General features: G+C 72.3%; 20 protein-coding genes. 15 read left to right on the top strand and 5 right to left on the bottom strand.

Translation table 11 applies throughout. The annotated features are described in order from the left end of the window. Positions 1–72: 72 nt before the first annotated feature. Positions 73–2,085 (top strand): ATP-dependent zinc metalloprotease FtsH, encoded by a 2,013-nt coding sequence (gene ftsH / locus ABZ851_RS00165; RefSeq protein ID WP_088799190.1) that lies wholly within the window; start codon positions 73–75, stop codon positions 2,083–2,085. A 116-nt stretch (positions 2,086–2,201) separates the two neighbouring features. Further along, positions 2,202–2,807: a GTP cyclohydrolase I FolE gene (gene folE / locus ABZ851_RS00160; RefSeq protein ID WP_361119927.1), complete on the top strand. Its 606-nt coding sequence runs from the start codon at positions 2,202–2,204 to the stop codon at positions 2,805–2,807. Positions 2,808–2,921: 114 nt separating this feature from the next. On the opposite strand, the gene ABZ851_RS00155 is transcribed toward folE, so the two are convergent. Next, the gene (locus ABZ851_RS00155; RefSeq protein ID WP_336054351.1) at positions 2,922–4,037 is read right to left on the bottom strand and encodes an alpha/beta hydrolase-fold protein; all 1,116 of its coding nucleotides are present in this window, start codon (positions 4,035–4,037) and stop codon (positions 2,922–2,924) included. A gap of 141 nt (positions 4,038–4,178) precedes the next feature. On the opposite strand from ABZ851_RS00155, the gene ABZ851_RS00150 reads away from it, so the two are divergent. The 7 genes from ABZ851_RS00150 to ABZ851_RS00120 all read left to right on the top strand — a co-directional run bounded on the left by ABZ851_RS00150 (position 4,179) and on the right by ABZ851_RS00120 (position 11,261). Then, positions 4,179–6,026 carry a phosphatidylglycerol lysyltransferase domain-containing protein gene (locus ABZ851_RS00150; RefSeq protein WP_361119924.1) on the top strand — a complete coding sequence of 616 codons (1,848 nt, stop codon included), beginning with the start codon at positions 4,179–4,181 and terminating at the stop codon, positions 6,024–6,026. 123 nt (positions 6,027–6,149) lie between these two features. Continuing rightward, positions 6,150–7,088 (top strand): dihydropteroate synthase, encoded by a 939-nt coding sequence (gene folP / locus ABZ851_RS00145; protein ID WP_361119921.1) that lies wholly within the window; start codon positions 6,150–6,152, stop codon positions 7,086–7,088. 5 nt (positions 7,089–7,093) lie between these two features. Continuing rightward, on the top strand, positions 7,094–7,567 hold the full coding sequence (locus ABZ851_RS00140) for a nuclear transport factor 2 family protein (protein ID WP_088802230.1): 474 nt from the start codon (positions 7,094–7,096) through the stop codon (positions 7,565–7,567). A 421-nt stretch (positions 7,568–7,988) separates the two neighbouring features. Beyond that, the gene (folB, locus tag ABZ851_RS00135; RefSeq protein ID WP_088799195.1) at positions 7,989–8,348 is read left to right on the top strand and encodes a dihydroneopterin aldolase; all 360 of its coding nucleotides are present in this window, start codon (positions 7,989–7,991) and stop codon (positions 8,346–8,348) included. Next, positions 8,345–8,992, top strand: coding sequence for a 2-amino-4-hydroxy-6-hydroxymethyldihydropteridine diphosphokinase (gene folK / locus ABZ851_RS00130; RefSeq protein ID WP_336054354.1), 648 nt, complete (start codon positions 8,345–8,347; stop codon positions 8,990–8,992). Before folB ends, folK begins: the two co-directional genes overlap by 4 nt. Positions 8,993–9,114: 122 nt before the next feature. Further along, a complete protein-coding gene (locus tag ABZ851_RS00125; protein WP_361119916.1) occupies positions 9,115–9,606 on the top strand; it encodes a DUF3180 domain-containing protein in 492 nt (163 codons plus the stop codon). Between the two features lie 314 nt (positions 9,607–9,920). After that, positions 9,921–11,261 (top strand): hypothetical protein, encoded by a 1,341-nt coding sequence (locus ABZ851_RS00120; RefSeq protein ID WP_361119913.1) that lies wholly within the window; start codon positions 9,921–9,923, stop codon positions 11,259–11,261. 127 nt (positions 11,262–11,388) lie between these two features. Here ABZ851_RS00120 and ABZ851_RS00115 read toward each other — a convergent pair whose 3' ends face one another. Beyond that, the gene (locus ABZ851_RS00115; protein ID WP_088799198.1) at positions 11,389–12,531 is read right to left on the bottom strand and encodes an NADH-quinone oxidoreductase subunit D; all 1,143 of its coding nucleotides are present in this window, start codon (positions 12,529–12,531) and stop codon (positions 11,389–11,391) included. Between the two features lie 44 nt (positions 12,532–12,575). Continuing rightward, the gene (locus tag ABZ851_RS00110) at positions 12,576–13,622 is read right to left on the bottom strand and encodes an SAM-dependent methyltransferase (protein WP_361119909.1); all 1,047 of its coding nucleotides are present in this window, start codon (positions 13,620–13,622) and stop codon (positions 12,576–12,578) included. A 173-nt stretch (positions 13,623–13,795) separates the two neighbouring features. Between ABZ851_RS00110 and ABZ851_RS00105 the strand changes: the two genes are divergently transcribed. Both ABZ851_RS00105 and ABZ851_RS00100 read left to right on the top strand, forming a co-directional pair. Then, positions 13,796–14,998 carry a sensor histidine kinase gene (locus tag ABZ851_RS00105; protein ID WP_361119906.1) on the top strand — a complete coding sequence of 401 codons (1,203 nt, stop codon included), beginning with the start codon at positions 13,796–13,798 and terminating at the stop codon, positions 14,996–14,998. Between the two features lie 121 nt (positions 14,999–15,119). Further along, on the top strand, positions 15,120–15,803 hold the full coding sequence (locus tag ABZ851_RS00100) for a response regulator transcription factor (protein WP_361119903.1): 684 nt from the start codon (positions 15,120–15,122) through the stop codon (positions 15,801–15,803). 121 nt (positions 15,804–15,924) lie between these two features. On the opposite strand, the gene ABZ851_RS00095 is transcribed toward ABZ851_RS00100, so the two are convergent. Continuing rightward, positions 15,925–17,034 (bottom strand): DUF5937 family protein, encoded by a 1,110-nt coding sequence (locus ABZ851_RS00095; protein WP_361119900.1) that lies wholly within the window; start codon positions 17,032–17,034, stop codon positions 15,925–15,927. A gap of 100 nt (positions 17,035–17,134) precedes the next feature. Between ABZ851_RS00095 and ABZ851_RS00090 the strand changes: the two genes are divergently transcribed. Then, entirely contained in the window at positions 17,135–17,389 is a 255-nt protein-coding gene (locus tag ABZ851_RS00090) for a hypothetical protein (RefSeq protein WP_361119898.1), read from the top strand. On the opposite strand, the gene ABZ851_RS00085 is transcribed toward ABZ851_RS00090, so the two are convergent. Beyond that, positions 17,349–18,449 carry a beta-eliminating lyase-related protein gene (locus ABZ851_RS00085; RefSeq protein ID WP_361121731.1) on the bottom strand — a complete coding sequence of 367 codons (1,101 nt, stop codon included), beginning with the start codon at positions 18,447–18,449 and terminating at the stop codon, positions 17,349–17,351. The genes ABZ851_RS00090 and ABZ851_RS00085 overlap by 41 nt on opposite strands. 452 nt (positions 18,450–18,901) lie before the next feature. Between ABZ851_RS00085 and ABZ851_RS00080 the strand changes: the two genes are divergently transcribed. From ABZ851_RS00080 to ABZ851_RS00070, 3 genes are read left to right on the top strand one after another with little or no spacing between them, the layout of a single operon-like run. Beyond that, complete coding sequence (locus tag ABZ851_RS00080; RefSeq protein ID WP_361121728.1) at positions 18,902–19,834, top strand: DUF2520 domain-containing protein; 933 nt, start codon at positions 18,902–18,904, stop codon at positions 19,832–19,834. Continuing rightward, a complete protein-coding gene (gene panC / locus ABZ851_RS00075; protein WP_361119895.1) occupies positions 19,831–21,108 on the top strand; it encodes a pantoate--beta-alanine ligase in 1,278 nt (425 codons plus the stop codon). The genes ABZ851_RS00080 and panC overlap by 4 nt, the downstream gene beginning before the upstream one ends. Further along, positions 21,105–22,907 (top strand): L-aspartate oxidase, encoded by a 1,803-nt coding sequence (locus ABZ851_RS00070; protein WP_361119892.1) that lies wholly within the window; start codon positions 21,105–21,107, stop codon positions 22,905–22,907. Before panC ends, ABZ851_RS00070 begins: the two co-directional genes overlap by 4 nt. Positions 22,908–22,953 lie beyond the last annotated feature (46 nt).

Raw genomic sequence — 22,953 nt, 5'->3', positions numbered from 1 at the left:
CACGACCAGCCCTCCCGAGGGCGTTGTGCCTCACTGTGGCAGGAGGGACGGGGCCTCAGCGGCTCCGTATGGATGGACGTGAAGCGATACTTCCGTGGGCCGGTCATGTGGATCGTGCTGGCCGTCCTCGCCGTGGTCGTGTTGATGCAGGTCGTCGGCTCGTCCGGCGGCTACAAGACGGTGGACACCGGTCAGGTCGTCAAGGCGATCGCTGACAACAAGGTGAAATCCGCCGAGCTGACGACCGGTGACGAGAACAAGATCAAGGTCGAGCTGTCGGGCTCCTACAAGATCGACGGCTCCAACAAGCTCCAGGCGAGCTACATCGGCGACCAGGGCGTCGACGTGGCCAAGAACCTGCAGGCCAAGTACCAGACCGGCGAGATCAAGGACGGGTACACCGTCTCCCCGTCGAAGCAGAACCCCTTCGTCTCGGTGCTGCTGTCGCTGCTCCCCTTCGTCCTCATCGTGGTCGTCTTCCTGTTCCTGATGAACCAGATGCAGGGCGGCGGCTCCCGGGTGATGAACTTCGGGAAGTCGAAGGCGAAGCTGATCACCAAGGACACCCCCAAGACGACGTTCTCGGACGTCGCGGGGTCGGACGAGGCGGTCGAGGAGCTCCACGAGATCAAGGAGTTCCTGCAGGAGCCGGCGAAGTTCCAGGCCGTCGGCGCCAAGATCCCCAAGGGTGTGCTGCTGTACGGCCCGCCCGGAACGGGCAAGACGCTGCTGGCGCGTGCCGTCGCCGGCGAGGCGGGCGTCCCGTTCTACTCGATCTCCGGCTCCGACTTCGTCGAGATGTTCGTCGGTGTCGGTGCCTCCCGTGTCCGTGACCTCTTCGAGCAGGCCAAGACGAACGCCCCGGCGATCGTCTTCGTCGACGAGATCGACGCCGTCGGCCGGCACCGTGGTGCGGGCCTGGGCGGTGGCCACGACGAGCGCGAGCAGACCCTCAACCAGCTCCTGGTCGAGATGGACGGCTTCGACGTCAAGGGCGGCGTGATCCTGATCGCCGCCACGAACCGTCCGGACATCCTCGACCCGGCGCTGCTGCGCCCCGGCCGTTTCGACCGGCAGATCGCCGTCGACCGCCCGGACCTGCAGGGCCGCCTCGAAATCCTCAAGGTCCACCAGAAGGGCAAGCCGGTCGCTCCGGACGTCGACCTCTCGGCCGTCGCCAAGCGCACCCCCGGCTTCACCGGTGCCGATCTGTCGAACGTCCTCAACGAGGCCGCGCTGCTGACGGCCCGCAGCGACGAGAAGCTGATCAACAACCACTTCCTGGACGAGGCGATCGACCGCGTCGTGGCCGGCCCGCAGAAGCGGACCCGGATCATGTCCGAGAAGGAGAAGAAGATCACCGCGTACCACGAGGGCGGACACGCCCTGGTCGCGGCGGCCTCACCGAACTCCGACCCGGTGCACAAGATCACGATCCTGTCCCGTGGCCGGGCCCTGGGCTACACCATGGTCCTGCCCGACGAGGACAAGTACTCCACGACCCGCAACGAGATGCTGGACCAGCTGGCGTACATGCTGGGCGGCCGCGCGGCCGAGGAGCTGGTCTTCCACGACCCGACCACGGGTGCCGCCAACGACATCGAGAAGGCCACCGCAACGGCCCGCGCGATGGTCACGCAGTACGGCATGACCGAACGGCTCGGCGCGATCAAGTTCGGCACCGACAACTCCGAGCCCTTCCTGGGCCGTGAGATGGGTCACCAGCGCGACTACTCGGAAGAGGTCGCCGCGCTGGTCGACGAGGAAGTCAAGAGGCTCATCGAGACCGCGCACAACGAGGCGTGGGAGATCCTGGTCGAGAACCGCGATGTGCTGGACAACCTGGTGCTGACGCTGCTGGAGAAGGAGACCCTCAACAAGGAGGAGATCGCCGAGCTCTTCAAGCACGTGGTCAAGCGCCCGGCCCGCCCGGCCTGGACCGGCTCCTCGCGCCGTACGCCCTCCAGCCGCCCGCCGGTGCTCTCGCCGCGGGAGCTGGCCCCGGCCAACGGCTCGGTGACCACGACCGCCACCGTTTCCACGGAGAAGGCGGAGGCCCCCGAGGAGCAGCGCCCCGAGAGCTGATCCCCGGGCCCACGGCCCCGGAATAAATGCCGCGCCCCCCAGGCTTAATCTGGGGGGCGCGGCATTCCGCTATTCCACCGCGATTACGAGCGGGCGCAGAAGGAACGAGGCACCACATGACCGACCCTGTGACGCTGGACGTCGACGGCAAGATCGGCGCATTCGACGAGAAGCGCGCCGAGAACGCCGTCCGCGAGCTGCTCATCGCGGTGGGCGAGGACCCGGACCGAGAGGGACTGCTGGAGACCCCGGCCCGGGTGGCGCGGGCGTACAAGGAGATCTTCGCCGGGCTGTGGCAGAAGCCGGAGGACGTGCTCACCACGACGTTCGACCTCGGCCATGACGAAATGGTGCTGGTCAAGGACATCGAGCTGGTATCGAGCTGTGAGCACCATCTGGTGCCGTTCGTCGGTGTGGCGCATGTCGGCTACATCCCGTCCGCCGACGGCAAGATCACCGGCCTGTCCAAGCTGGCCCGGCTGGTCGATGTCTACGCCCGGCGCCCGCAGGTTCAGGAGCGTCTGACCACGCAGATCGCGGACTCGCTGATGGAGATCCTGGAGCCGCGCGGCGTGATCGTCGTCATCGAGTGCGAGCACATGTGCATGACCATGCGCGGCGTACGCAAGCCGGGAGCCAAGACGACGACGTCGGCCGTCCGCGGCCAGCTGCGCGACGCCGCCACGCGCGCCGAGGCGATGAGCCTGATACTCGCCCGCTGAGGCGAGGAGCCTGCTGCTCCGCCCCGTCACGCCGACGGCCGGGCCCTCAGACGCTGCTTGAGGAACCCGGCCGCGGGCAGGGCCGTACGGGACTACGGGACGCGTACCGCCCCGTCAGGCCTTGAGGTGATTGCCCAGCCACTCCAGGGCGGCCGGGATCTCGCGGCGCCAGGTGTTGAAGTTGTGGCCGCCGCTGTCGAGGATGATCGACGAGACGCGGCTCGGTGACTTCGTCTGCTGGATGAACCGCAGGGTCTGGTGGTAATTGCCCTCACCCTGTTTGCTGCTGGTGACCAGCAGGTTCACCTCGGGGGCCGGCAGGTGCTGCTGACGCCACAGCAGGTTGTTCTCGCGCTGCAGCTGCGGGTTGCCGCCGAAGAGGTCGCCGGTGGTGGCGTCGAGGGGGGCCTTGTAGGCGCCGGAGAGGGCGACGGCGCTGGAGTACGCGTCGGGGTGGCGCATGGTCATCTTCAGCGCGCAGTAGCCGCCGGTGGAGTCACCGATGACGCCCCAGCTCCTGGCCTCGTGCCCTATTCGGTAGTGCCCGGCGATATCCGCCCGCAGGTCCTTGGTGAAAAAGGTCTCGGTCTGCGGGCCGCGCGGTATGTCCATGCACTCGGTGTCGCGGGGCGGCGCGACCGTCGGACGCATCATCACCAGGACGGTCGGCTGCATCCTGTGTTTCTTGAGCAGCGCGTGCTGGGTCTGCGGGAAATGCAGCTTTTTGTAGAGCGCCTGGGCGGTGCCCGGATAGCCGGTGAGCACCAGCGCCGCCGGGAATTTCTTGTGCGCGTATTCCTTCTGGAAGTACTGCGGGGGCAGATAGACAAAGGCGGGGCTGGCGATACGGGAGTGTTCGCCCTGGATCAGCACCTTGTCGATGCGGCCGCCGACCGCCGGGCGGGCCCCGTTCCGGACGCTGACCCGCTCGGTGCCCAGCATCTGCAGCTTGGTGCCGTTCGGCCCGGTCTGATAATTGGTGACCACACCCGGCTCCTGCTCCTGGCCGAAGAGGTCGGCCCAGGACGCGTAGAACCCGAACGAGTTGTTGGCGGACAGGCCGATCACGGCGAAAAGGGAAAGCTGGGTCGCCAGCAGGAGTCCGACCCGGCCGAGGACGGCCCGCCAGTTCCCCTTGGCCAGGCGAGGCCAGAGCCAAACGGTGAGGACGAACAGTGCCACCGCAACGAGGACGGCAAGAAGCAGCACTTTCTTGCTGGTGAGACCCATGTGGTGCTTTCTTCCGGGCGGCCGGGCCATCCGTACCGCTGGTGGAACCCCGAGCCCTGAAACGCCGTCATACAGGGCGCATAAAGTCCAGATGCTGCGACAAGGCTCGCACGTTCTCTCGACCGGGGCGACGGGAAAGTGATGTCTGACAGGCTAGATGGCGAAAAGTCGGAGAAGGTTGCGTGGCGTCCGCCACGCTGGCTCCGCGGTCCGCGGCCCGAAGCGGTGCCGGGGTGCGTCGGTACGGCCGGTGTGGTCGTCGGCCTGTTGAACCTCGCCGCCGGGATGTTCCCGCGGTTCCGGCACAGCCGGGTGCACGCCCTCGCGGAGGTGCTGCCGGGCGCGGTGAGTCCGCTGGCGGCCGCCGCGTCCCTCGTCGTGGGCATCCTGCTGCTCCTTTTGGCCCACGGACTCAAACGGCGTAAGCGGCGGGCCTGGGGAGCGGCCGTGGCGCTGCTCCCGGTGGGGATCGCCGCCCAGCTGGTCTACCGCCACTCCGTGTTCGGCGCGGTGCTCTCGCTGGCCCTGCTGGCGTTCCTGGTGTGGCACCGCAGGGAGTTCGCGGCGCTGCCCGACCCGCGCAGCCGCTGGAAGGCGCTGGCCAACTTCGTCGTGCTCGGCGGTGCCGCCTTCGGCATCGGCATGATCATCGTCAGCTCCCACCCCAGCAAGATCATCGGCTCGCCCTCCGTCTGGGACCGCGTCCAGCACGTCCTGTGGGGTTTGTGCGGCTTCGAGGGCCCGATCGGCTACACCCAGCAGGTGGACTACACCGTCGGCTACTCCCTCGGCGCACTCGGCCTGCTGACGGTCGCCACCACCGCCTACCTCGCCTTCCGCCCCGAGCACCCGGCGGCCCGGCTGACCGACGACGACGAGCGGCAGCTGCGCGAACTGCTCGCCCGGCACGGCGCCCGTGACTCGCTCGGCTACTTCGCGCTGCGCCGCGACAAGGGCGTGGTCTTCTCCCCGACCGGCAAGGCCGCGGTCTGCTACCGGGTGATCTCCGGTGTGATGCTCGCCAGCGGCGACCCGATAGGCGATGTCGAGGCCTGGCCCGGCGCCATCGAGCGCTTCATGGCGGAGGCCAAGGCGCACTCCTGGACCCCGGCGGTCACCGGCTGCAGCGAGACCGGAGGCCAGGTGTGGACCCGGGAGACCGGGATGGACGCGCTGGAGCTCGGCGACGAGGCGATCGTGGAGGTGGCCGACTTCACCCTCGCCGGCCGCGCGATGCGCAACGTACGGCAGATGGTCAAGCGCATCGAGCGCAACGGTTACGAGACCCGGGTGCGCCGGGTGCGCGATCTGGACCCGGCAGAGCTGGCGCGGATCCAGCAGGCCGCGGACGCCTGGCGGGACACCGACACCGAGCGCGGCTTCTCCATGGCGCTGGGCCGGATCGATGCGGTGGCCGACGGCGACGCGGTGATCGCCACCGCGCATCTGGCGGCCGGCGAGGGCGAGGAGCCCGGCCCGTACGGGGACCTGAAGGCGATGCAGCACTACGTGCCGTGGGGCGACAGCGGCATCTCCCTGGAGCTGATGCGGCGCGACCGCAGCGCCGACCCCGGCATGAACGAGCTGCTGATCGTCGCCGCGCTGCAGGCCGCCCCGGACCTCAAGATCAAGCAGGTGTCGCTGAACTTCGCGGTCTTCCGCTCCTCCCTGGAGCGCGGCGAGAAGCTGGGCGCGGGGCCGGTGATCCGGATCTGGCGCGGCATGCTGGTCTTCCTGTCCCGCTGGTACCAGATCGAGTCGCTGTACAAGTTCAACGACAAGTTCCGGCCTCGCTGGGAGCCCCGTTTCGTGGTCTTCCGCAACAGCCGTGACATCCCCCGGATCGGGCTGGCGGCGCTGCAGGCCGAGGGCTATCTGGAGCTGAGCCTGCCGCGCGTACTGCGGCGCAGGAAGCCCGCCGAGCCGCGGCCGTGCGTGCACACGCCGGAGCCGGTCAGGGCGGCGGGCGCGGTCGAGCGGGCGGCCTGACCGGCTGCCGGACCAGGCGCCGGAGGGAGGCGTTCCGCGTCGCCCGGAGGGTGCCGCCGTCCGGGTGGCCCCGCAGCCGACGGCAGCAATCCGGCCGGTCGGCACACGGCCTAGGCTGGTGCCATGAGTACCTTGCGTGGCCGGGTGGCCGGACTGCCGGACTGGGATCGCTGCGCGGTGATGGGCGTCGTCAATGTGACGCCCGATTCGTTCTCCGACGGCGGTGACTGGTTCGATACCGAACTCGCCGTCAAACACGGTCTCGACCTGGTGGCGCAGGGCGCCGACATGGTGGACGTGGGCGGTGAGTCGACCCGGCCGGGCGCGGCGCGGGTGGACGAGGCCGAGGAGCTGCGCCGGGTCGTCCCGGTCGTCCGGGAGCTCGCCGCCGCCGGTGTCGTGGTCTCCGTCGACACCATGCGCGCCTCGGTCGCCGAACAGGCCGTGGAGGCCGGGGCGCGCCTGGTCAACGACGTCAGCGCAGGCGCCGCCGACCCGGCGATGGTGTCCGCGGTGGCCACCCACCACGTCCCGTTCGTGGTGATGCACTGGCGGGGCCAGTCCATCGACATGAACAACCGCGCCGTCTACGGGGACGTGGTCGCCGAGGTCGTCGACGAACTCGCCCGGAGCATGGAGCGCGCGGTGGCCGGCGGGATTGACCCGGACCGGATCGTCATCGACCCCGGCCTGGGCTTCGCCAAGCAGGCGGAGCACGATCTCGCGCTGGTCGCCGGGCTGGCGCGGCTGCGGACGCTGGGCCGTCCGTTGCTGGTGGCGGCATCGAGGAAACGGTTCCTGGGCAGGGTGCTGGCAGGGAACGAGGGAGCTGCCCCGCCGCCGGCCCGGGAGCGGGACGCGGCGACGGCGGCGGTGTCGGCGATCGTGGCGCGAGAGGGGGCCTGGGCGGTGCGGGTGCACGAGGTCAGGGCGAGCGCGGACGCGGTACGGGTGGCCCGTGCCGTGGAGGACGCGGCGGCGGACCGGAGTGGCGAAACGGCCGGTGCGGCCGGTGCGGGTGAGATGAGCGACACGACGGCGAACACGACGGGAACGGTGTGAGCGGCTTGGGCCCACGGACGGACATCGAGCTGGTCGAGCAGGCGAACACCACGCTGTACGAGACCATCGAGCGCGGCGATCACGAGGCGCTGTCCGAGCTGTGGCTGGACGGTCAGGTGAGTGTGGTCCACCCCGGGTGGCCGGTGCTGCGGGGGCGCGGCGAGGTGCTGCGCTCGTACGCCCTGATCATGGCGAACACCGAGTACATCCAGTTCTTCCTCACCGATGTGGAGATCGATGTCGTCGGTGACACCGCGCTGGTGACCTGCACCGAGAACATCCTCAGCGGCGGGCCCGCGGAGGACGACGGCTCGGTGGGGCCGCTGATCGGCCAGCTGGTCGTGGCGACCAATGTCTTCCGGCGTACGGAGGACGGCTGGCGGGTGTGGTCGCACCACGGCTCGCCGGTGCTGGCGGACCGCGACGAGGAGGACGAGGACGACGAGGCCGGGGGCGACGGCGACGAGGACGCCCTCTGAGCCCGCTGCCCGGGGCGGTACGCCCCGGGGACGCGACCGGGGCCGCGGACGGAGGTGTGAGCCTCGCCATGCCGCCCGCCCTTGCGTCCGGGGCGCCGCCCTGCCCCGTCGTCAGTGGCGGGGGTCAGCCATCCGGGCGAGGGCGCACCCGTTCGAGCCAAGTGCGGCACGGGTAGGGGTGGGGCGTGGGCAGGGGGGTAAGAGGCCGCGCGGACGATCTCCCGGTTTGCCGGATGCGGTCCCGATGGGCGGCTTCTAGCAGCAGGACGGGGTCTTGTCCATAGCCCCCGTAGGCGAGGACTGTCGTTCCTCGAAGGTAGATTCGACGCCGGGGCAGTGTTGCCGGATCGCTCCGGCGGCTGCCCGGAATCCGATGAACAGTGGCGCCAGAGGTGCCCGTGGACCAGTGGGAGTGATTCGCGTGGATCGTGTCGCGCTGCGTGGGCTGAAGGCCCGGGGCCACCACGGGGTGTTTCCCCGGGAGCGCGAGGAAGGGCAGACCTTCATCGTCGACCTGGTGCTCGGCCTGGACACCCGCCCGGCAGCGGCCGCCGACGATCTCGCGAAGACCGTGCACTACGGCGTTGTGGCCGAGGAGGTGGTGGCCGTCGTGCAGGGCGAGCCCGTTGACCTCATCGAGACCCTGGCGGAGCGCATCGCCGGCCAGTGCCTCAAGCACGAGGGCGTGCAGGAGGTGGAGGTGGTGGTGCACAAGCCGGACGCGCCCATCACCGTCCCCTTCGATGACGTGACCATCACCATCACTCGGAGCCGAGTATGAATTCCGCCCGTCAGCCGACCACCACCACTGAGGGCACCGCCGTGCGGCGGCCCCAGCCCGGTGACCCGACCGTACAGCCGGTGCCCGCCTCCGTCGTGGAGCAGGTGGACGCCGCGGATGTGACGCTCTCCAACCCCAAACGCGCGGTGATCTCGCTCGGCAGCAACCTCGGCAACCGCCTGGAGACGCTGCAGGGCGCCGTCGACGCGCTGGAGGACACCCCCGGGCTGCGGGTCAAGGCGGTCTCACCGGTCTACGAGACCGAGCCGTGGGGTGTGGCCCCGGGTTCCCAGCCGACGTACTTCAACGCCGTGGTGCTGATCAAGACGACGCTGCCGCCGGCCTCCCTCCTGGAGCGCGGGCACGCCATCGAGGAGGCCTTCGAGCGGGTCCGCGACGAGCAGTGGGGTCCGCGCACGATCGACGTCGACATCGTGGCGTACCAGGATGTGCTCTCCGACGACCCGCGGCTGACGCTGCCGCACCCGCGCGCCCATGAGCGGGCGTTCGTGCTGGCGCCCTGGCACGACATCGACCCGGAGGCGGAGGTCCCGGGGCACGGTCCGGTGGCCGCGCTGCTGTCGGCCGTCGGCCGCGACGGGGTGGCGCCGCGGGCGGACCTGGAACTGCGACTGCCGGAGTAGCCGTTAGGGTTGCGGGTCGGTTCCCTGCGGGATGCATGCGTACGGGACGGACAAGGCGGCCATAACGGCAAGAATGGTCGCCGTGCAGGGATGGTCATGACGGCGCGAGGGGCGATCGCTCGGTGAAGCAGCTACACATCAAGGTGCTGGTCGGGCTGTTTCTGGCGGCCGGGGTGCTGGCATGGGGAGGCGCCCGGCTGTGGGACTCCGTCGGCACCCTCCCCAGCGTTCCGGTGGCCGCGCCGATCGTGCTGGCGCTGATCGCCGCGGTGCTCGCCGCCACCGCGCTCGCGCTCCGGGCGCGGCTGCGGGCACAGCGCGAGCGCCGGCCGGGCGCCAAGGGCGTCGATCCGCTGGTGGCCGCCCGTGCGGTGGTCTTCGGCCAGGCGAGCGCGCTGGTGGCGTCGCTGGTCGCGGGGCTGTACGGCGGCGTCGGCGTATTTCTGCTGACCACCGGCCTCGATGCCGTGCCGCGCCGGGACCAGGCGATCTACGCCGGTCTGTCGGTGGCCGCCGGGGTGGCGGTGGTCGCCGCGGCGATCTTCCTGGAGCGGGTGTGCAAGCTCCCGGAGGACGACGGCAACGGGAACGGCGGGGCCGATGTGTCGGTGTGAGGCCGGTGCGGCCGGCGGGGTGGCTTGAGGCCTCAGGGATGGGGCACGGAATACGCCTCCGCCCCCCGCCGAATTTCTCGACGCGAAGAAGAACGGCACCAAGAAGAAGAACGGCACCAAGGCGCAGCTCGTCGCCTCCGGCTGGTATTTCTCCCTGATCACCTCGAACCGCACCGTCGATGCCGAACGGCTCAACCCCGCGGATGTTGCACGGGCTTGTGCGGAGTCCGGGGGACTGGTCACGAAGTAACCAGCGGGAAACGGATTGGTGTGTGAGGCCCCATAGATCCCGCACGCACGGTAAGTTTCTGGCCATGCCACGAGGACGCCACCGCCAATCACCACCCCTCCACCGGCTGCTTCCTCCCGCGACGGTCGCCGGTGCGTCAATAGCCTGCGCCGCGGGTGCGTGGTTCACCGGCGACGATCTGGTGCAACGGGTGCTCGCCGCGGGTGCGGCGGCCGCCGCCCTCACCGGCGCCGTCCTTCTGCGGACCTGGGATCGTACGGCCGGCCGACGGGTCGCCGAACTGGACCGCGCCCGGGTGCGCGACGAGTGGCGCACCGAGGAGCGGATAGCCGAGCTCGAAACGGATCTGGAGGAAGCCCGCGAGGGCCGCGCCGCCACGGAAGCCAAACTCCGTTCCAAGCGCGCCGAGTTGGCCCGGCTGCGCAGCGAACACGCCGCCCTGCTGCGCCGTTACGCCACCGCCGAGACCGAACGGGCCAGCGCTCTGGAGGGCCGCCGGCTGCTCGCCATCGAGGCCGCCGCCCCGGCCAAGGCGCTGCCGGCCGCCGCCGCTCTGCCCCGCGCGCTCGACTTCGTCCGCGCAGGGCAGCCCTCGACGGCTTCGGTCCCCGTCCGGCGCCGGCCCACCGCGAACGGCGACGGCCAGGCCCCGGCCGCATCCCCGGCCCGCGCCACCGCGACCTTCGCCCAGGCCGACCGGGCGCTGCGTCAGCTGGCCCGCAACGCCGCCCGGCAGCGCACCGCCCAGAAGGCCGCACGCCTGGCACGGGACGGCGCCGGTTCCGGGGCCGAAGGGACCACCCCGTCCGGGCCGCCCGCGGCGCGTGATGCCGGGGAGGGCCAGGACGGTGAGAGGGGCCGGGGGAACCCGTCGGCGGCCGCCGCACAGCGCACGGGCGACGCACCAGCCCGTACGGCCGCCGCCTCCGGACCCGCGCTCCGCCCGGTCCCGGCCACCGCCACCGCCCTCGCCCCGTCCCGTCCCGCCACCTCCCGCGCACAGGGCGGCTTCGACTTCTTCGGCAACGCGACCGCTCCGGCCGGCCCCCGGGAGGTGACCACGCCGCTGGAGGACGACCTGGCGGATGTCGTCGGCGACGAGGCGCTTGCCGAACAGTCGGCCCGTGCACGGGCCCGCACGGCCCGCGCGGCCCGTACGGACGCGCGTCCGCAGCCGTCCACGGAGGACGACGCGGCGGACGGCGCACACGCCCGTGACGGCAACTCCCGTGACAGGAACGCCCGCGCCGGGCAGTCCCGCGACGCACAGCAGGCGGACGGCGAGCGCCCGGACGAGCGGACCGACGGCGCCACGACCGCGGGCACCGGCGAGGTCATCGACCTGACCGCGCACGACGAGACCGAGCAGTTCGACTTCGGCGCCCTGCGCAGCGCCATCTCCTGAACCCGAGCTGACGGCCGCCCGGCCCCGGAGCGTTCACCGGCTCCGGGGCCGGGCGGCTTTCGGCAGGCCGGGGCAGCCGTGACGAGCAGGGCGGCCGTGACGAGCAGGGCGGACAGGCGCCCCCCGGCTACTTGTCGATGTCCCCGACGACGAAGAAGAACGAGCCGAGAATGGCGACCATGTCGGCGACCAGCGTGCCCGGCAGCAGCTCCACCAGCGCCTGGATGTTGTTGAACGACGCCGAGCGCAGCTTGAGGCGGTAGGGGGTCTTGTCGCCCTTGGAGACGAGGTAGTAGCCGTTGATGCCGAGGGGGTTCTCGGTCCAGGCGTACGTCGCGCCCTCGGGGGCCTTCAGCACCTTCGGCAGCCGCTGATTGACCGGCCCCGGCGGCAGCTGTGCGATCCGGTCCATGCAGGCATCGGCGAGATCGAGCGCGTTGTGGCTCTGTTCCAGCAGGCATTCGAAGCGGGCCAGGCAGTCGCCCTCCTCGCGGGTGACCACCTTGAGCGTGGACTGCAGCTCCCCGTACGCCAGATACGGCTCGTCGCGCCGCAGGTCGAAGTCCACACCGGACGCCCGCGCGATCGGCCCGGAGACGCCGTAGCCGTGCACCGTCTCCGGCGCGAGCACCCCGACCCCGCGGGTCCGGCCGCGGAAGATCTCGTTGCCCAGGACCAGGTTGTCGAAGACGTCCATCCGGGAGCGCACCTCGGCGACGGCGTGCCGGGCCCGGCCGAGCCAGCCCGCCGGCAGGTCCTCCTTGAGGCCGCCGACGCGGTTGAACATGTAGTGCATCCGGCCGCCGGAGATCTCCTCCATCACGGACTGGAGCTCTTCCCGCTCGCGGAAGGCGTGGAAGACGGGGGTGATCCCGCCGAGCTCCAGGGGGTACGAGCCCAGGAACATCAGGTGATTCAGCACCCGGTTCAGCTCGGCGAGCAGCGTCCGCAGCCATACGGCGCGCTCCGGCACCTCCATGCCGAGCATCCGCTCGACGGCCAGCACCACGCCCAGCTCGTTGGAGAACGCCGACAGCCAGTCGTGCCGGTTGGCGAGCATGATGATCTGGCGGTAGTCGCGTGCCTCGAAGAGCTTTTCGGCGCCGCGGTGCATATAGCCGATCACCGGTTCGGCGTGCTGGATGCGCTCGCCGTCCAGGACGAGGCGCAGCCGCAGCACGCCGTGCGTCGAGGGATGCTGCGGGCCGATGTTCAGCACCATGTCGGTGCTCTCCGCCGCGCCGCCGATGCCGACCGTCGTCTCCGTCATGGGAACAGTCTTGCAGCACCCCGGCGCGGGAGCCGCCCTGGCCCTCAGGCGGCGTCCGCCGGCCCGAGCAGGCCCGCGCACGCCCCGCCCACCGGCTCCAGTAGCCAGCCGAAGCCGCCGAGGCCCGCCGGATCGGTCAGCTCCGCCGCGGCCCCGGACGCGCTCAGGGCCCGTACGTAGCCGGCGGGGTCGGTGGCGGCCATGGCCAGCGGCGGACGGCGGCCGTCCACCCCCAGGGCGCGCAGCGCCGCGCGCTGGGTGAGCCGCTGCGCCGACGGCCCGGCGCAGGCGTCCAGCGCCACATGCGCCGTGATGTCGCAGCTCCCGTCCGGTACGGGCGCCACCTCGCGGCCGTCGCGGAAGCCGGTGAGCGTGCCGAAGAGCGGCCGGCCGTCCCGCTCGTGCGCATAGTCGACGGCGACCGCGAGCCCGGCGCGCAGCGTACGGACGGCCTGCGCCCAGGCCTCGTCCCGGGGCCGGCCGATCTCGGCACGCAGCCCGGGGGAGGCGGCATCCGGGGCGTTCACGGCGCCGCCCGCGGGCGGGAGCGCCCACCACCGGCCCAGCCACTGTGCGTCCGCGCCGTCCACAGGATCGCCCAGCCGCTCCGTGCCGTCGGCGCGTACGAGGACCCGGCGCGGCACCCCGTCCGCGTCCGTCTCGACGACGTCCACCGGCACATTGTCGAGCCATTCGTTCGCGAACAGCATGCCGGTGACCGAGCCCGGGGCGGGCAGCTCGCCGCGCCAGGCGATCCGCGGGTCGAGGCCCCGGGGGCGCGCGGCGCGCTCGACCGCGCACGGACGCAGCCGCGCGGCCACCTCGTCGGGCAGCGCGGCCAGCACACCGGTCAGCAGCTCGCCGCGCCCCGCGCCCACATCGACCAGCGCCAGCTCGTCCGGACGGCCCAGCGCGGTGTCCACCCGGCACAGGAGGGTGGCGACGGCTTCGGCGTACAGGGGGGAGGCGTGCACGGAGGTACGGAAATGCCCGGCCGGGCCGGGGCCCCCGGGGCGCGTGTAGAAGCCGTCACCGGGGCCGTACAGCGCCCGTTCCGTGGCCTCGCGCCACCCGCACCACTCGTTCGTCACCCGCCCCACGGTACGGGCGGGCGGCGCCCCGCGCGGACGGGGTGGTACGCGGGCCGTCCCCCCTTCCCGCACATACGGCGCAGGGAGTCTCCACCTTGGGGAGTAGGCCCGGCGCGCAGGATCGCTCCTCCGGTTGACTCGTACACGTATGCGCGGTGCCTACGCTGGGTTACGTGCAGCGCCTCTATGACTTCCTCCGCAGGCACCCGACGGGAGTGGACACCTTCTGGACCGTCCCCCTGCTCGGGTTCAGCGCCCTGTGGGCAAGGACCGAGGAGGGCAGCCACCAGATCTTCGGCGTGATCTTCTCGGTCGGCCTGTGCCTCGTCCTCGCGCTGCGCCGCAAGGCCCCGGTCAACATGCTGCTGCTGACGGCGGCCATCGGCGTCGGCCAGCTGATCACCGGTGTCCAGATCGTTCCCGCCGACTTCGCGATGTTCGTGATCGCCTACACCGTCGCGTCGGCGCCCGCCGTCCCCCGCTGGGCCTCCCGCTGCGCCCTCGCCGGCGCCCTCGTCGGTCCCGCCCTCTCCACCATTCGCTTCAATGACGCGTTCGGCGGGCGGACGATATGGCAGAGCCTGTTCGGCACCGTGCTGTTCACCGTGCCCTTCGTCCTGGCCTGGGTGCTCGGCGACTCCATGCGCACCCGCCGCGCCTACTGGGCGCAACTGGAGGAGAAGGCCGCCCGGCTGGAGAAGGAGCGCGAGGCACAGTCCCGGATCGCGGTGGCGGCCGAGCGCGCCCGTATCGCCCGGGAACTCCACGATGTCGTCGCCCACAACGTCTCGGTTATGGTCGTCCAGGCCGACGGCGCCGCATACGTCCTCGATGCCGCGCCCGAGCAGACCCGGCAGGCCCTGGAGACGATCTCCGGCACCGGACGCCAGGCGCTGGCCGAGATGCGCCGGCTGCTGGGCGTCCTGCGCACCGGCGAACAGCCCGAGGGCGGCGAATACGTCCCCCAGCCGGGCGTGGACCAGCTCAGCGACCTCATGGAGCAGGTCCGCGGCGCGGGGCTGCCGGTCGACTTCCAGGTCGAGGGCGAGCCGCGGGAGCTGCCCAGCAGCGTCGAACTCACCGCCTACCGCATCGTCCAGGAAGCACTCACCAACACCCGCAAACACGGCGGCCCCTCCGTCGGCGCGACCGTCCGTCTCTCCTACCAGGACGACGATCTTGATCTGCTCATCGAGGACGACGGCCGGGGCGCACAGCGCGAGCTCTACGAAGAGGGCGGGGCGGACGGCCTCGGCCACGGCCTGATCGGGATGCGCGAGCGGGTCGGCATGGTCGGCGGCACCCTGGCTGCCGGACCGCGGCCGGGGGGCGGCTTCCGGGTCAGCGCCGTCCTGCCGCTCAAACCGGTGCGGTGAGCGGGATGACCGGGCCGGTTGCCGCGGCCGGCCGGCCCGGCGACGCTCACCCGGGCATCCGGCCCGCCGCACTTCACCCCGTACGCTCGGCCCCATTCCTGCCCGAAAGGACCCCCTGCCCATGACCATCCGTGTGATGCTCGTCGACGACCAGGTGCTGCTGCGCACCGGTTTCCGGATGGTGCTGGCCGCACAGCCCGACATGGAGGTCGTCGCGGAGGCAGGGAACGGCGTGGAAGCCCTGGAGGTGCTGCGCGCCACCCAGGTCGACGTGATCCTTATGGACGTACGGATGCCGCATCTGGACGGCGTGGAGGCCACCCGCCGGATCTGCGAGGGCGGGCAGAAGGAGGGGGCGCCGAAGGTCCTCATCCTGACCACCTTCGACCTCGACGAATACGCCTTCTCCGCGCTGAAGGCCGGGGCCAGCGGATTTATGCTCAAGGACGTTCCGCCCGGTGACCTGCTCGCCGCGATCCGGGCGGTGGAGAGCGGCGACGCGGTCGTCGCCCCGTCCACCACCCGCCGGCTCCTCGACCGCTTCACCCCCATGCTGCCCGCCACCTCCGCCGAGCCGGCCCGGCCCGAGCTGGAGCGGCTGACGGATCGCGAGCGGGAGGTGCTGCTGCTGGTCGCCCAGGGCCTGTCCAACGGCGAGATCGCGGCGCGGCTGGTGCTCTCGGAGGCCACCGTCAAAACCCATGTGGGGCGCATCCTCGCCAAGTTGGGCCTGCGGGACCGGGTCCAGGCGGTGGTACTCGCCTATGAGACGGGGCTGGTGCGGGCGGGGGGAGCGGGGGCGTAGCAAAAACGCGCGGCTGGGGAGCGTGGCAGGACCGCGCGGCTGGGGAGCGTGGCAGGAGCGCGCGGCGCGGAAGTGTGGCAGGAGCCTCAGCGGGCCCTGCCCTCCTGCGGACGGACCGTCGTCAACGCAGCACGCCTTCAAGGAAGTCGCTGCCCAGCCGGGCCACCAACTGGAGGTCCAGCTGGTGCAGCACATAGCGCCCGCGACGCCGCGTCTGGATCAGCCCGGCCTTCTTCAGAGTGGCGATATGCCGCGAGACCTCCGGCGAGGTGATCCCGAACGCGTGCGCCAGCTCTCCCGTCGTGTGCGGCCCCCGTGACAGCGTCCGGCACAGCTGCATCCGCATCGGGTGGGCCAGCGCCTCCAGCCGCTGCTGGACGAGTTCCAGCGCGGCCGGCGCCGGCAACTCCCGGTCGGCGACCGGGTACTGGAGCACGGGGCGCCAGCCCGGGGCGTGTCCGAACACCAGATGCGGCCAGCCGAACGACGTCGGCAGGAAGGTGACGCCCGGATCCTCGGGCCTGGCGAAGGCCGTCGTACGCCCCCGGGCCAGCTTGTCCACCAGGATGCGGCTACCGCCACTGCCGTCCTGCGCACTCTCCAGGGACAGCGCCTTCGACGTCGCGGACAGCGTCTCGGCCAGGCCCTTGTGGCGCAGCAGTTCGGTCTTGTGCCGGGCGTCCGCCGCCAGCTGGATGCCCACCCGCCGCCAGATGTCCCCGAAGAACGCCTCCTCGCAGTCCTCGAACAGGCGGCGCAGCCATACCCGCAGGCCGTCGGGGTCGGTGAGCATCCGGTCGGTGAAGGCCGCCTGCCGCGGACCGCGCGCGGCGGCCATCTCCCGTACCCGCGCCCGCTCGCCCGCATCGACGAGGGGCGAGGGTGTGGGGGAGGTGTAGCTCGCCGAGCAGGTGATCTCGAACGCGGCGGCCACGAACCGCTCGTCGTCGATCGTGTCCAGCTCGTCCAGCTCCGCGGCCAGGGTCGCCCCGGGACGGGCCGGCAGCAGGATGTCGGCACGGGAGGAGCGCCACAGGAAGTCCGCCTCGCACAGCCGGTCGGCCAGGTCGGTCTTCAGCGCCGCGTTGGTGGCGGTGACCCAGCCGTGCAGCCCGGGGTGGTGGCCCGGCTCGGAGAGCGCATGCAGCGCGGCGCCCAGCTCCGCCAGCGGCGAGGGGGAGAAGACGACGCGCTCCGGCGGCAGCCCGGTGATGTCGATGACGTTGGCCATGCGCCCATCATGCGCGAGGCCACCACCTGCACGGACGTCGATTGACGGCTCCCGTCAATCGACGGGCCACCGGCCCCGGGGCCGCCCCACAGTGAAGGACATGAACGCCGCTCAGCAGCACCTCCTCGACACCTACCGGGCCGCCCGGCGAGGTGAAGCAGCCCCACCCGCCCCGGGCGCCCACACCGTCCGCACCGCGCGCGAAATCCAGCAGTGGCGCCGCTTCCAGGCCGTCGTCACGGACCCCGGCAGCCGCCTTCGGGGACGCGTCCGGCGGGGCGGGCTGCCGGGCCTCACGGCCTGGCTGCGCCGCCTCACCCCCCGGCCCGGCCCACGAACCCCACGAACTCCCTGACGGCCGCCCGCACCTCACCTGCCGTCCAGCCCAGGGCGGAGGCGGCAACGGTCACCTCGGTCAGCGCCACCCCGGGCGGTCCGCCCGGGGCCGGCTCGAACCACCTCTGGAACAGCGCCGTCCCGGTCTTCTCCGCCTGGCGTACGACGGCCTCGTCGAGCAGCGCGGGCGGGTGCGGCAGCCACACCTGGAACTGATGGGTGTGCGGCACCTCCGGGTGCACCCTGAACCATGGGACACCGGCCCCGTCCAGGCCCTCGCCCAGCGCGCGGGCCACGACCTTTGCCTGGGCCACGTACTCCGGCAGGCGCGGCAGCTCACGGTCCAGGCCGGTCAGGGCGGCCAGCGCGGCCGGCCACTGCTGGAAGAGCCGGCCGCCGTACCGGTGCCGCCAGGTCCGCGCCTCCTCGATGAAGTCCTCGCTGCCCGCGAGCGCGGCGCCCGATATCCCGCCCAGCGTCTTGTAGAAGGAGACATACACGCTGTCCGCGAGGGCCGCGATCTCCGGGAGCGTACGGCCGAAGTGCGGGCCGCACTCCCACAGCCGCGCGCCGTCGAAGTGCACCACCGCATCCCGCTCCCGGGCCGCCGCCACCGCCGCGGTCAGCTCGTCCCACGACGGCAGGACGAATCCGGCATCGCGGAGCGGCAGTTCGAGCGCAAGGGCCCCGAAGGGCTCAGCCAGGCCGGACACCTCCGCGGCGGTCGGCAGCCGTGGCGCGTCCGTCGGATGCACCATGCGCAGCCCGCTGACCACCGCGTAGGCATCGCGCTCATGCATCTCCAGATGCGACAGCGGATGTCCGGCGACCGTGGCGTTGCCCGTACGCCCGGCCCAGCAGCGCAGCGCCACCTGCTGGGCCATAGTGCCGCTCGGGAAGAAGGCGGCGGCCTCGGTCCCCAGGGCGTCGGCGGTCCGGCGTTCCAGCTCGCCGACGATGCTGTCCTCGTCGCCGTAGAAGTCGGGACGGCTGTCCAGGTCGTAGCCGGCCGGAGCTTCGGCCACCAGGCGGTCCAGCCGCTCGCGGACCGTCTCCAGGGAAGCGTTCCCCGTCAGCATCCGCTCCGCGCCGCGGAAGGCGGCCAGCCTTCGCGCAAGCCCGGCCGGTGCGGTCTCCTCCTCGCCGGGAGCGCCACTCGTGACGCCCGGTGCCGTGGTGCCCGGGCTCGTGATGCCCGAGCCCGTGCTGTCCGCGCTCGTGCCGCCCGCGCCCGCTTCCGTCTTGTGCCTCATGTGTTCCATACGCCCCCCTGGCTGCTGTTTCTCTCCCGGCCCGCGGCCGGCTGCGGCCATGCCTCCGCCACGCCTTGGCCACTCCTCCGCGCGGGCACTGCACCGAGCATCGCTCAGACCCGCGCGAAGCCGCGACCCCTGTGGATAACCTCGTGAGAGACCCCCGTCTCACCTTCCCTACAGCTCTGAGGGCCGCCGGAAACACTCGCGTAGCATGGCGAGGAATCGTCCGGTACCCCCCGCGGACTGGAACGGAAGGCCATCGCCGCGTGAATGCAATGCCACCCACCGAGGCCCAGGACCGCCCCGCCCGGCTGACCGTCGGAGTCGTCGGCGCGGGCCGTGTCGGGCCCGCCCTCGCCGCTTCGCTGCAGCTCGCAGGGCACCGTCCGGTTGCCGTGTCGGGCGTCTCCGACGCCTCCGTACGGCGCGCCGCCGAGCTGCTGCCCGACGTCCCGCTGGTCACCCCGGCCGAGGTGCTGGCCCGCGCCGACCTCGTGCTGCTGACCGTCCCCGACGACGCCCTGGCCGACCTGGTGAGCGGCCTCGCCGAGACCGGCGCCGTACGGCCCGGCCAGCTGCTGGTGCACACCTCGGGCCGGTACGGAACCGCGGTGCTGGACCCGGCCACCCGGGCCGGCGCCCTGCCCCTCGCCCTGCATCCGGCCATGACGTTCACCGGCACCTCCGTGGACGTCCAGCGGCTGGCCGGCTGCTCGTTCGGGGTGACCTCGCCCGACGAGCTGCGGATGGCCGCCGAGGCGCTGGTCATCGAGATGGGCGGGGAGCCCGAGTGGATCACGGAATCGGCGCGTCCGCTCTACCACGCGGCGCTCGCCATCGGCGCGAACCACCTGGTCACGCTGGTGGCCCAGTCGATGGAGCTGCTGCACGACGCGGGTGTGCAGGCACCGGACCGGATGCTGGGGCCGCTGCTCGGCGCCGCCCTGGACAATGCGCTGCGCTCCGGTGACGCGGCGCTGACCGGCCCGGTCGCCCGGGGGGACGCCGGCACGGTCGCCGCCCATATCGCGGAGCTGCGCCGGCATGCGCCACAGACCGTTGCCGGGTACGTCGCCATGGCCCGTACGACCGCGGACCGGGCCCTGGACCACGGCCTGCTGAAGCCGGAACTGGCCGCGGACCTCCTCGACGTGCTCGCCCAAGGCCCTGACGCCCCCGACCACGGCCCCGAGGAAGGCGACCGATGACCGCCGCGCCGCAGATTCCGGACCCGGAGCAGCCCATGGACAGGGGCCGGGCCCGCCCCGCCGACGCCGCCCACTCCGCCTCGCCCGGCGACGCCGGCCACCCCGCCCCGCCCGTGGACGCCGGCCACCCCGTTCACCTCGTCCACACCGCCGCCGCCCTGCGTGACGTGCCCCGCCGCGCCGGAGCGCGCGCCGTCGTCATGACCATGGGCGCGCTGCACGAGGGCCACGCCACCTTGATCCGCGCCGCCCGTCGCCGGGTCGGTCCCGGAGGCCAGGTCGTCGTCACGGTCTTCGTCAACCCGCTGCAGTTCGGCGCCGGGGAAGACCTGGACCGCTATCCGCGCACCCTTGACGCGGATGTCGAGCTGGCCGCAGCGGCCGGCGCGGACGCGGTCTTCGCCCCGTCCGTCGACGAGGTCTATCCCGGCGGAGAACCGCAGATCCGGATCGCCGCGGGCCCCATGGGCACCCTCCTGGAGGGCGCCAGCCGCCCCGGCCACTTCGACGGCGTACTGACCGTGGTCGCCAAGCTGCTGCACCTGACCGCGCCGGACCTCGCCTTCTACGGCCAGAAGGACGCCCAGCAGCTCGCGGTCATCACCCGGATGGCCGCCGACCTCAACTTCCCCGTCGAGATCATCGGCGTCCCCACGGTGCGCGAGGAGGACGGCCTCGCCCTCTCCAGCCGCAACCGCTACCTCTCGGCCCCGGAGCGGAGCACCGCGCTCGCGCTGTCGGCGGCGCTGTTCGCGGCCCGCGACCGGCTCGCAGCAGAGGAGGCGCTGCGGGTCCGCGCCGCCTCCGTGGGCCACGCGGCCCAGCACCGTTCCGCCGCCCTGGCCGCTCTCGGTGAGGACCGGGCGGCCGCCGACGCGCACGCCGTCGCCTACGCCGCCGCAGGCCCCCTGCACGGCCCCTCCGTGGCGCGCGCCGCGGCGCGCGCGGTGCTGGAGGACGCCGCCCGGCTCGACCCGCCGCTCACACTGGACTACCTGGCTCTGGTCGACCCGTCCGATTTCACCGAGATCCCCGATGCCTACGAGGGCGAGGCCATCCTCGCGGTCGCCGCCAAGGTCGGCAGCACGCGGCTCATCGACAACATCCGTCTCGTCTTCGGAGCCGGACGCCCGGAGGCAACGGCCGCTCACCGTAGTGCCGCCACCAGGGACGACGGCGCCACCACGGACGCGGCCAATACCGCCGAACCCGCCGCACCCGCCGCACCCGTCACACCCCCCACCCCCCAAGGCCCCCTCGGAGCGACCCGATGACCGCCACCGGAACAGGTACCGGAACTGGCACCGGACCCGACAGCGGGGCAGGCCCCGGCCCCGTATCAGGCACCGGCATACGCCTGAAGGCCCCCGCCCCCGGCTGGTCCATCGAAGCGGACGTCGTGGTCGTGGGCTCGGGAGTGGCGGGGCTGACCGCCGCGCTGCGCTGCGCCGCGGCCGGCCGCCGTACCGTCGTCGTCACCAAGGCCCGCCTGGACGACGGCTCCACGCGCTGGGCGCAGGGCGGAATCGCGGCGGCTCTGGGCGACGGCGACACCCCCGAGCAGCATCTGGCCGACACTCTCGTGGCAGGCGCCGGACTGTGCGACGAGGCGGCCGTACGGACCCTGGTCACCGAGGGCCCGGACGCCGTCCACCGGCTGATCCGCACCGGCGCCCGCTTCGACACCGCGCCGGACAGCGACGAGATAGCGCTCACCCGCGAAGGCGGCCACCACCGCCGCCGTATCGCGCACGCCGGCGGTGACGCCACCGGGGCCGAGATCTCCCGCGCGCTCGTCGAGGCGGTCCGCGCCGCCGGGCTGCGCACCATCGAGAACGCACTCGTCCTCGACCTGCTCACGGACGCCGACGGCCACACGTCCGGCGTCACCCTGCACGTCATGGGGGAGGGCCAGCACGACGGCGTCGGCGCCGTACGCGCCCCGGCGGTGGTGCTCGCCACCGGGGGCATGGGCCAGGTCTTCTCCGCGACCACCAACCCGGCGGTCTCCACCGGCGACGGGGTGGCCCTGGCGCTGCGCGCCGGCGCGGAGGTCTCCGACCTGGAATTCGTCCAATTCCACCCCACCCCCCTCTATTTGGGGCCGGACGCGGAAGGCCAGCAGCCGCTGATCTCCGAGGCCGTACGGGGCGAGGGCGCACACCTCGTCGACGCCGACGGCACCCGCTTCATGGTCGGGCAGCATGAACTCGCCGAGCTGGCGCCGCGCGACATCGTCGCCAAGGCGATCATGCGCCGGGCGCACGAACAGGGCGTCGAGCACATGTATTTGGACGGCCGGCACTTCGGCGCGCAGATGTGGGAGACCCGTTTCCCGACCATCCTCGCCGCCTGCCGCAGCCACGGCATCGACCCGGTCACCGAGCCGATACCGGTCGCCCCGGCCGCGCACTACGCCTCCGGCGGCGTACGCACCGACCTGCGCGGACGCACCACGGTCCCGGGGCTCTACGCCTGCGGCGAGGTCGCCTGCACCGGCGTCCACGGCGCCAACCGGCTCGCCTCCAACTCCCTCCTGGAGGGCCTGGTCTTCGCGGAGCGGATCGCCGCCGATATCGCCGAAGGCCCCGCGCCGGCGTCCGCCACGCACCCCGATCCGGCGCTCACCCCGGCGCCCGCCACGCATCCCGCCCCGGCATCCGCACCGCGCACCACCCTCCCCCTCCTCGCCCCCGAAACCCGTACCGCCGTGCAGCGGATCATGACCGCCGGCGCCGGCGTGCTGCGCAGCGCCGGGAGCCTCGCCCACGCCGCCGCCGAACTGGACCGCCTCCACCGCGAGGCGACGGAGGCGAGCGCCGGCACCACCCACAAGTCCCCCGAGCCCGGCGTGGAGGCCTGGGAGGCCACCAACCTCCTGTGCGTCGCCCGGGTGCTGGTCGCCGCGGCACAGCGCCGTACGGAGACCCGCGGCTGCCATTGGCGCGAGGACCACCCGGACCGGGACGATGCCTCCTGGCGCCGGCACTTCCGCATCACCCTGGACGCGGACCGCGCGCTGACCCTCCATACGACGGAGACCGCCGCTTTCCCGCCGACCACGGCCTCCTGACCACCGATCCACCGAACCATCGATCCCACTGATTCCGCCGATCCAC

It is taken from the genome of Streptomyces sp. NPDC047049 (genome assembly GCF_040643995.1).
GTDB classification, from domain to species: Bacteria; Actinomycetota; Actinomycetes; order Streptomycetales; family Streptomycetaceae; genus Streptomyces; species Streptomyces mooreae.
Note: the sequence above shows the minus strand (reverse complement) of the source record. Positions and strands in the feature narration are given on the sequence as shown.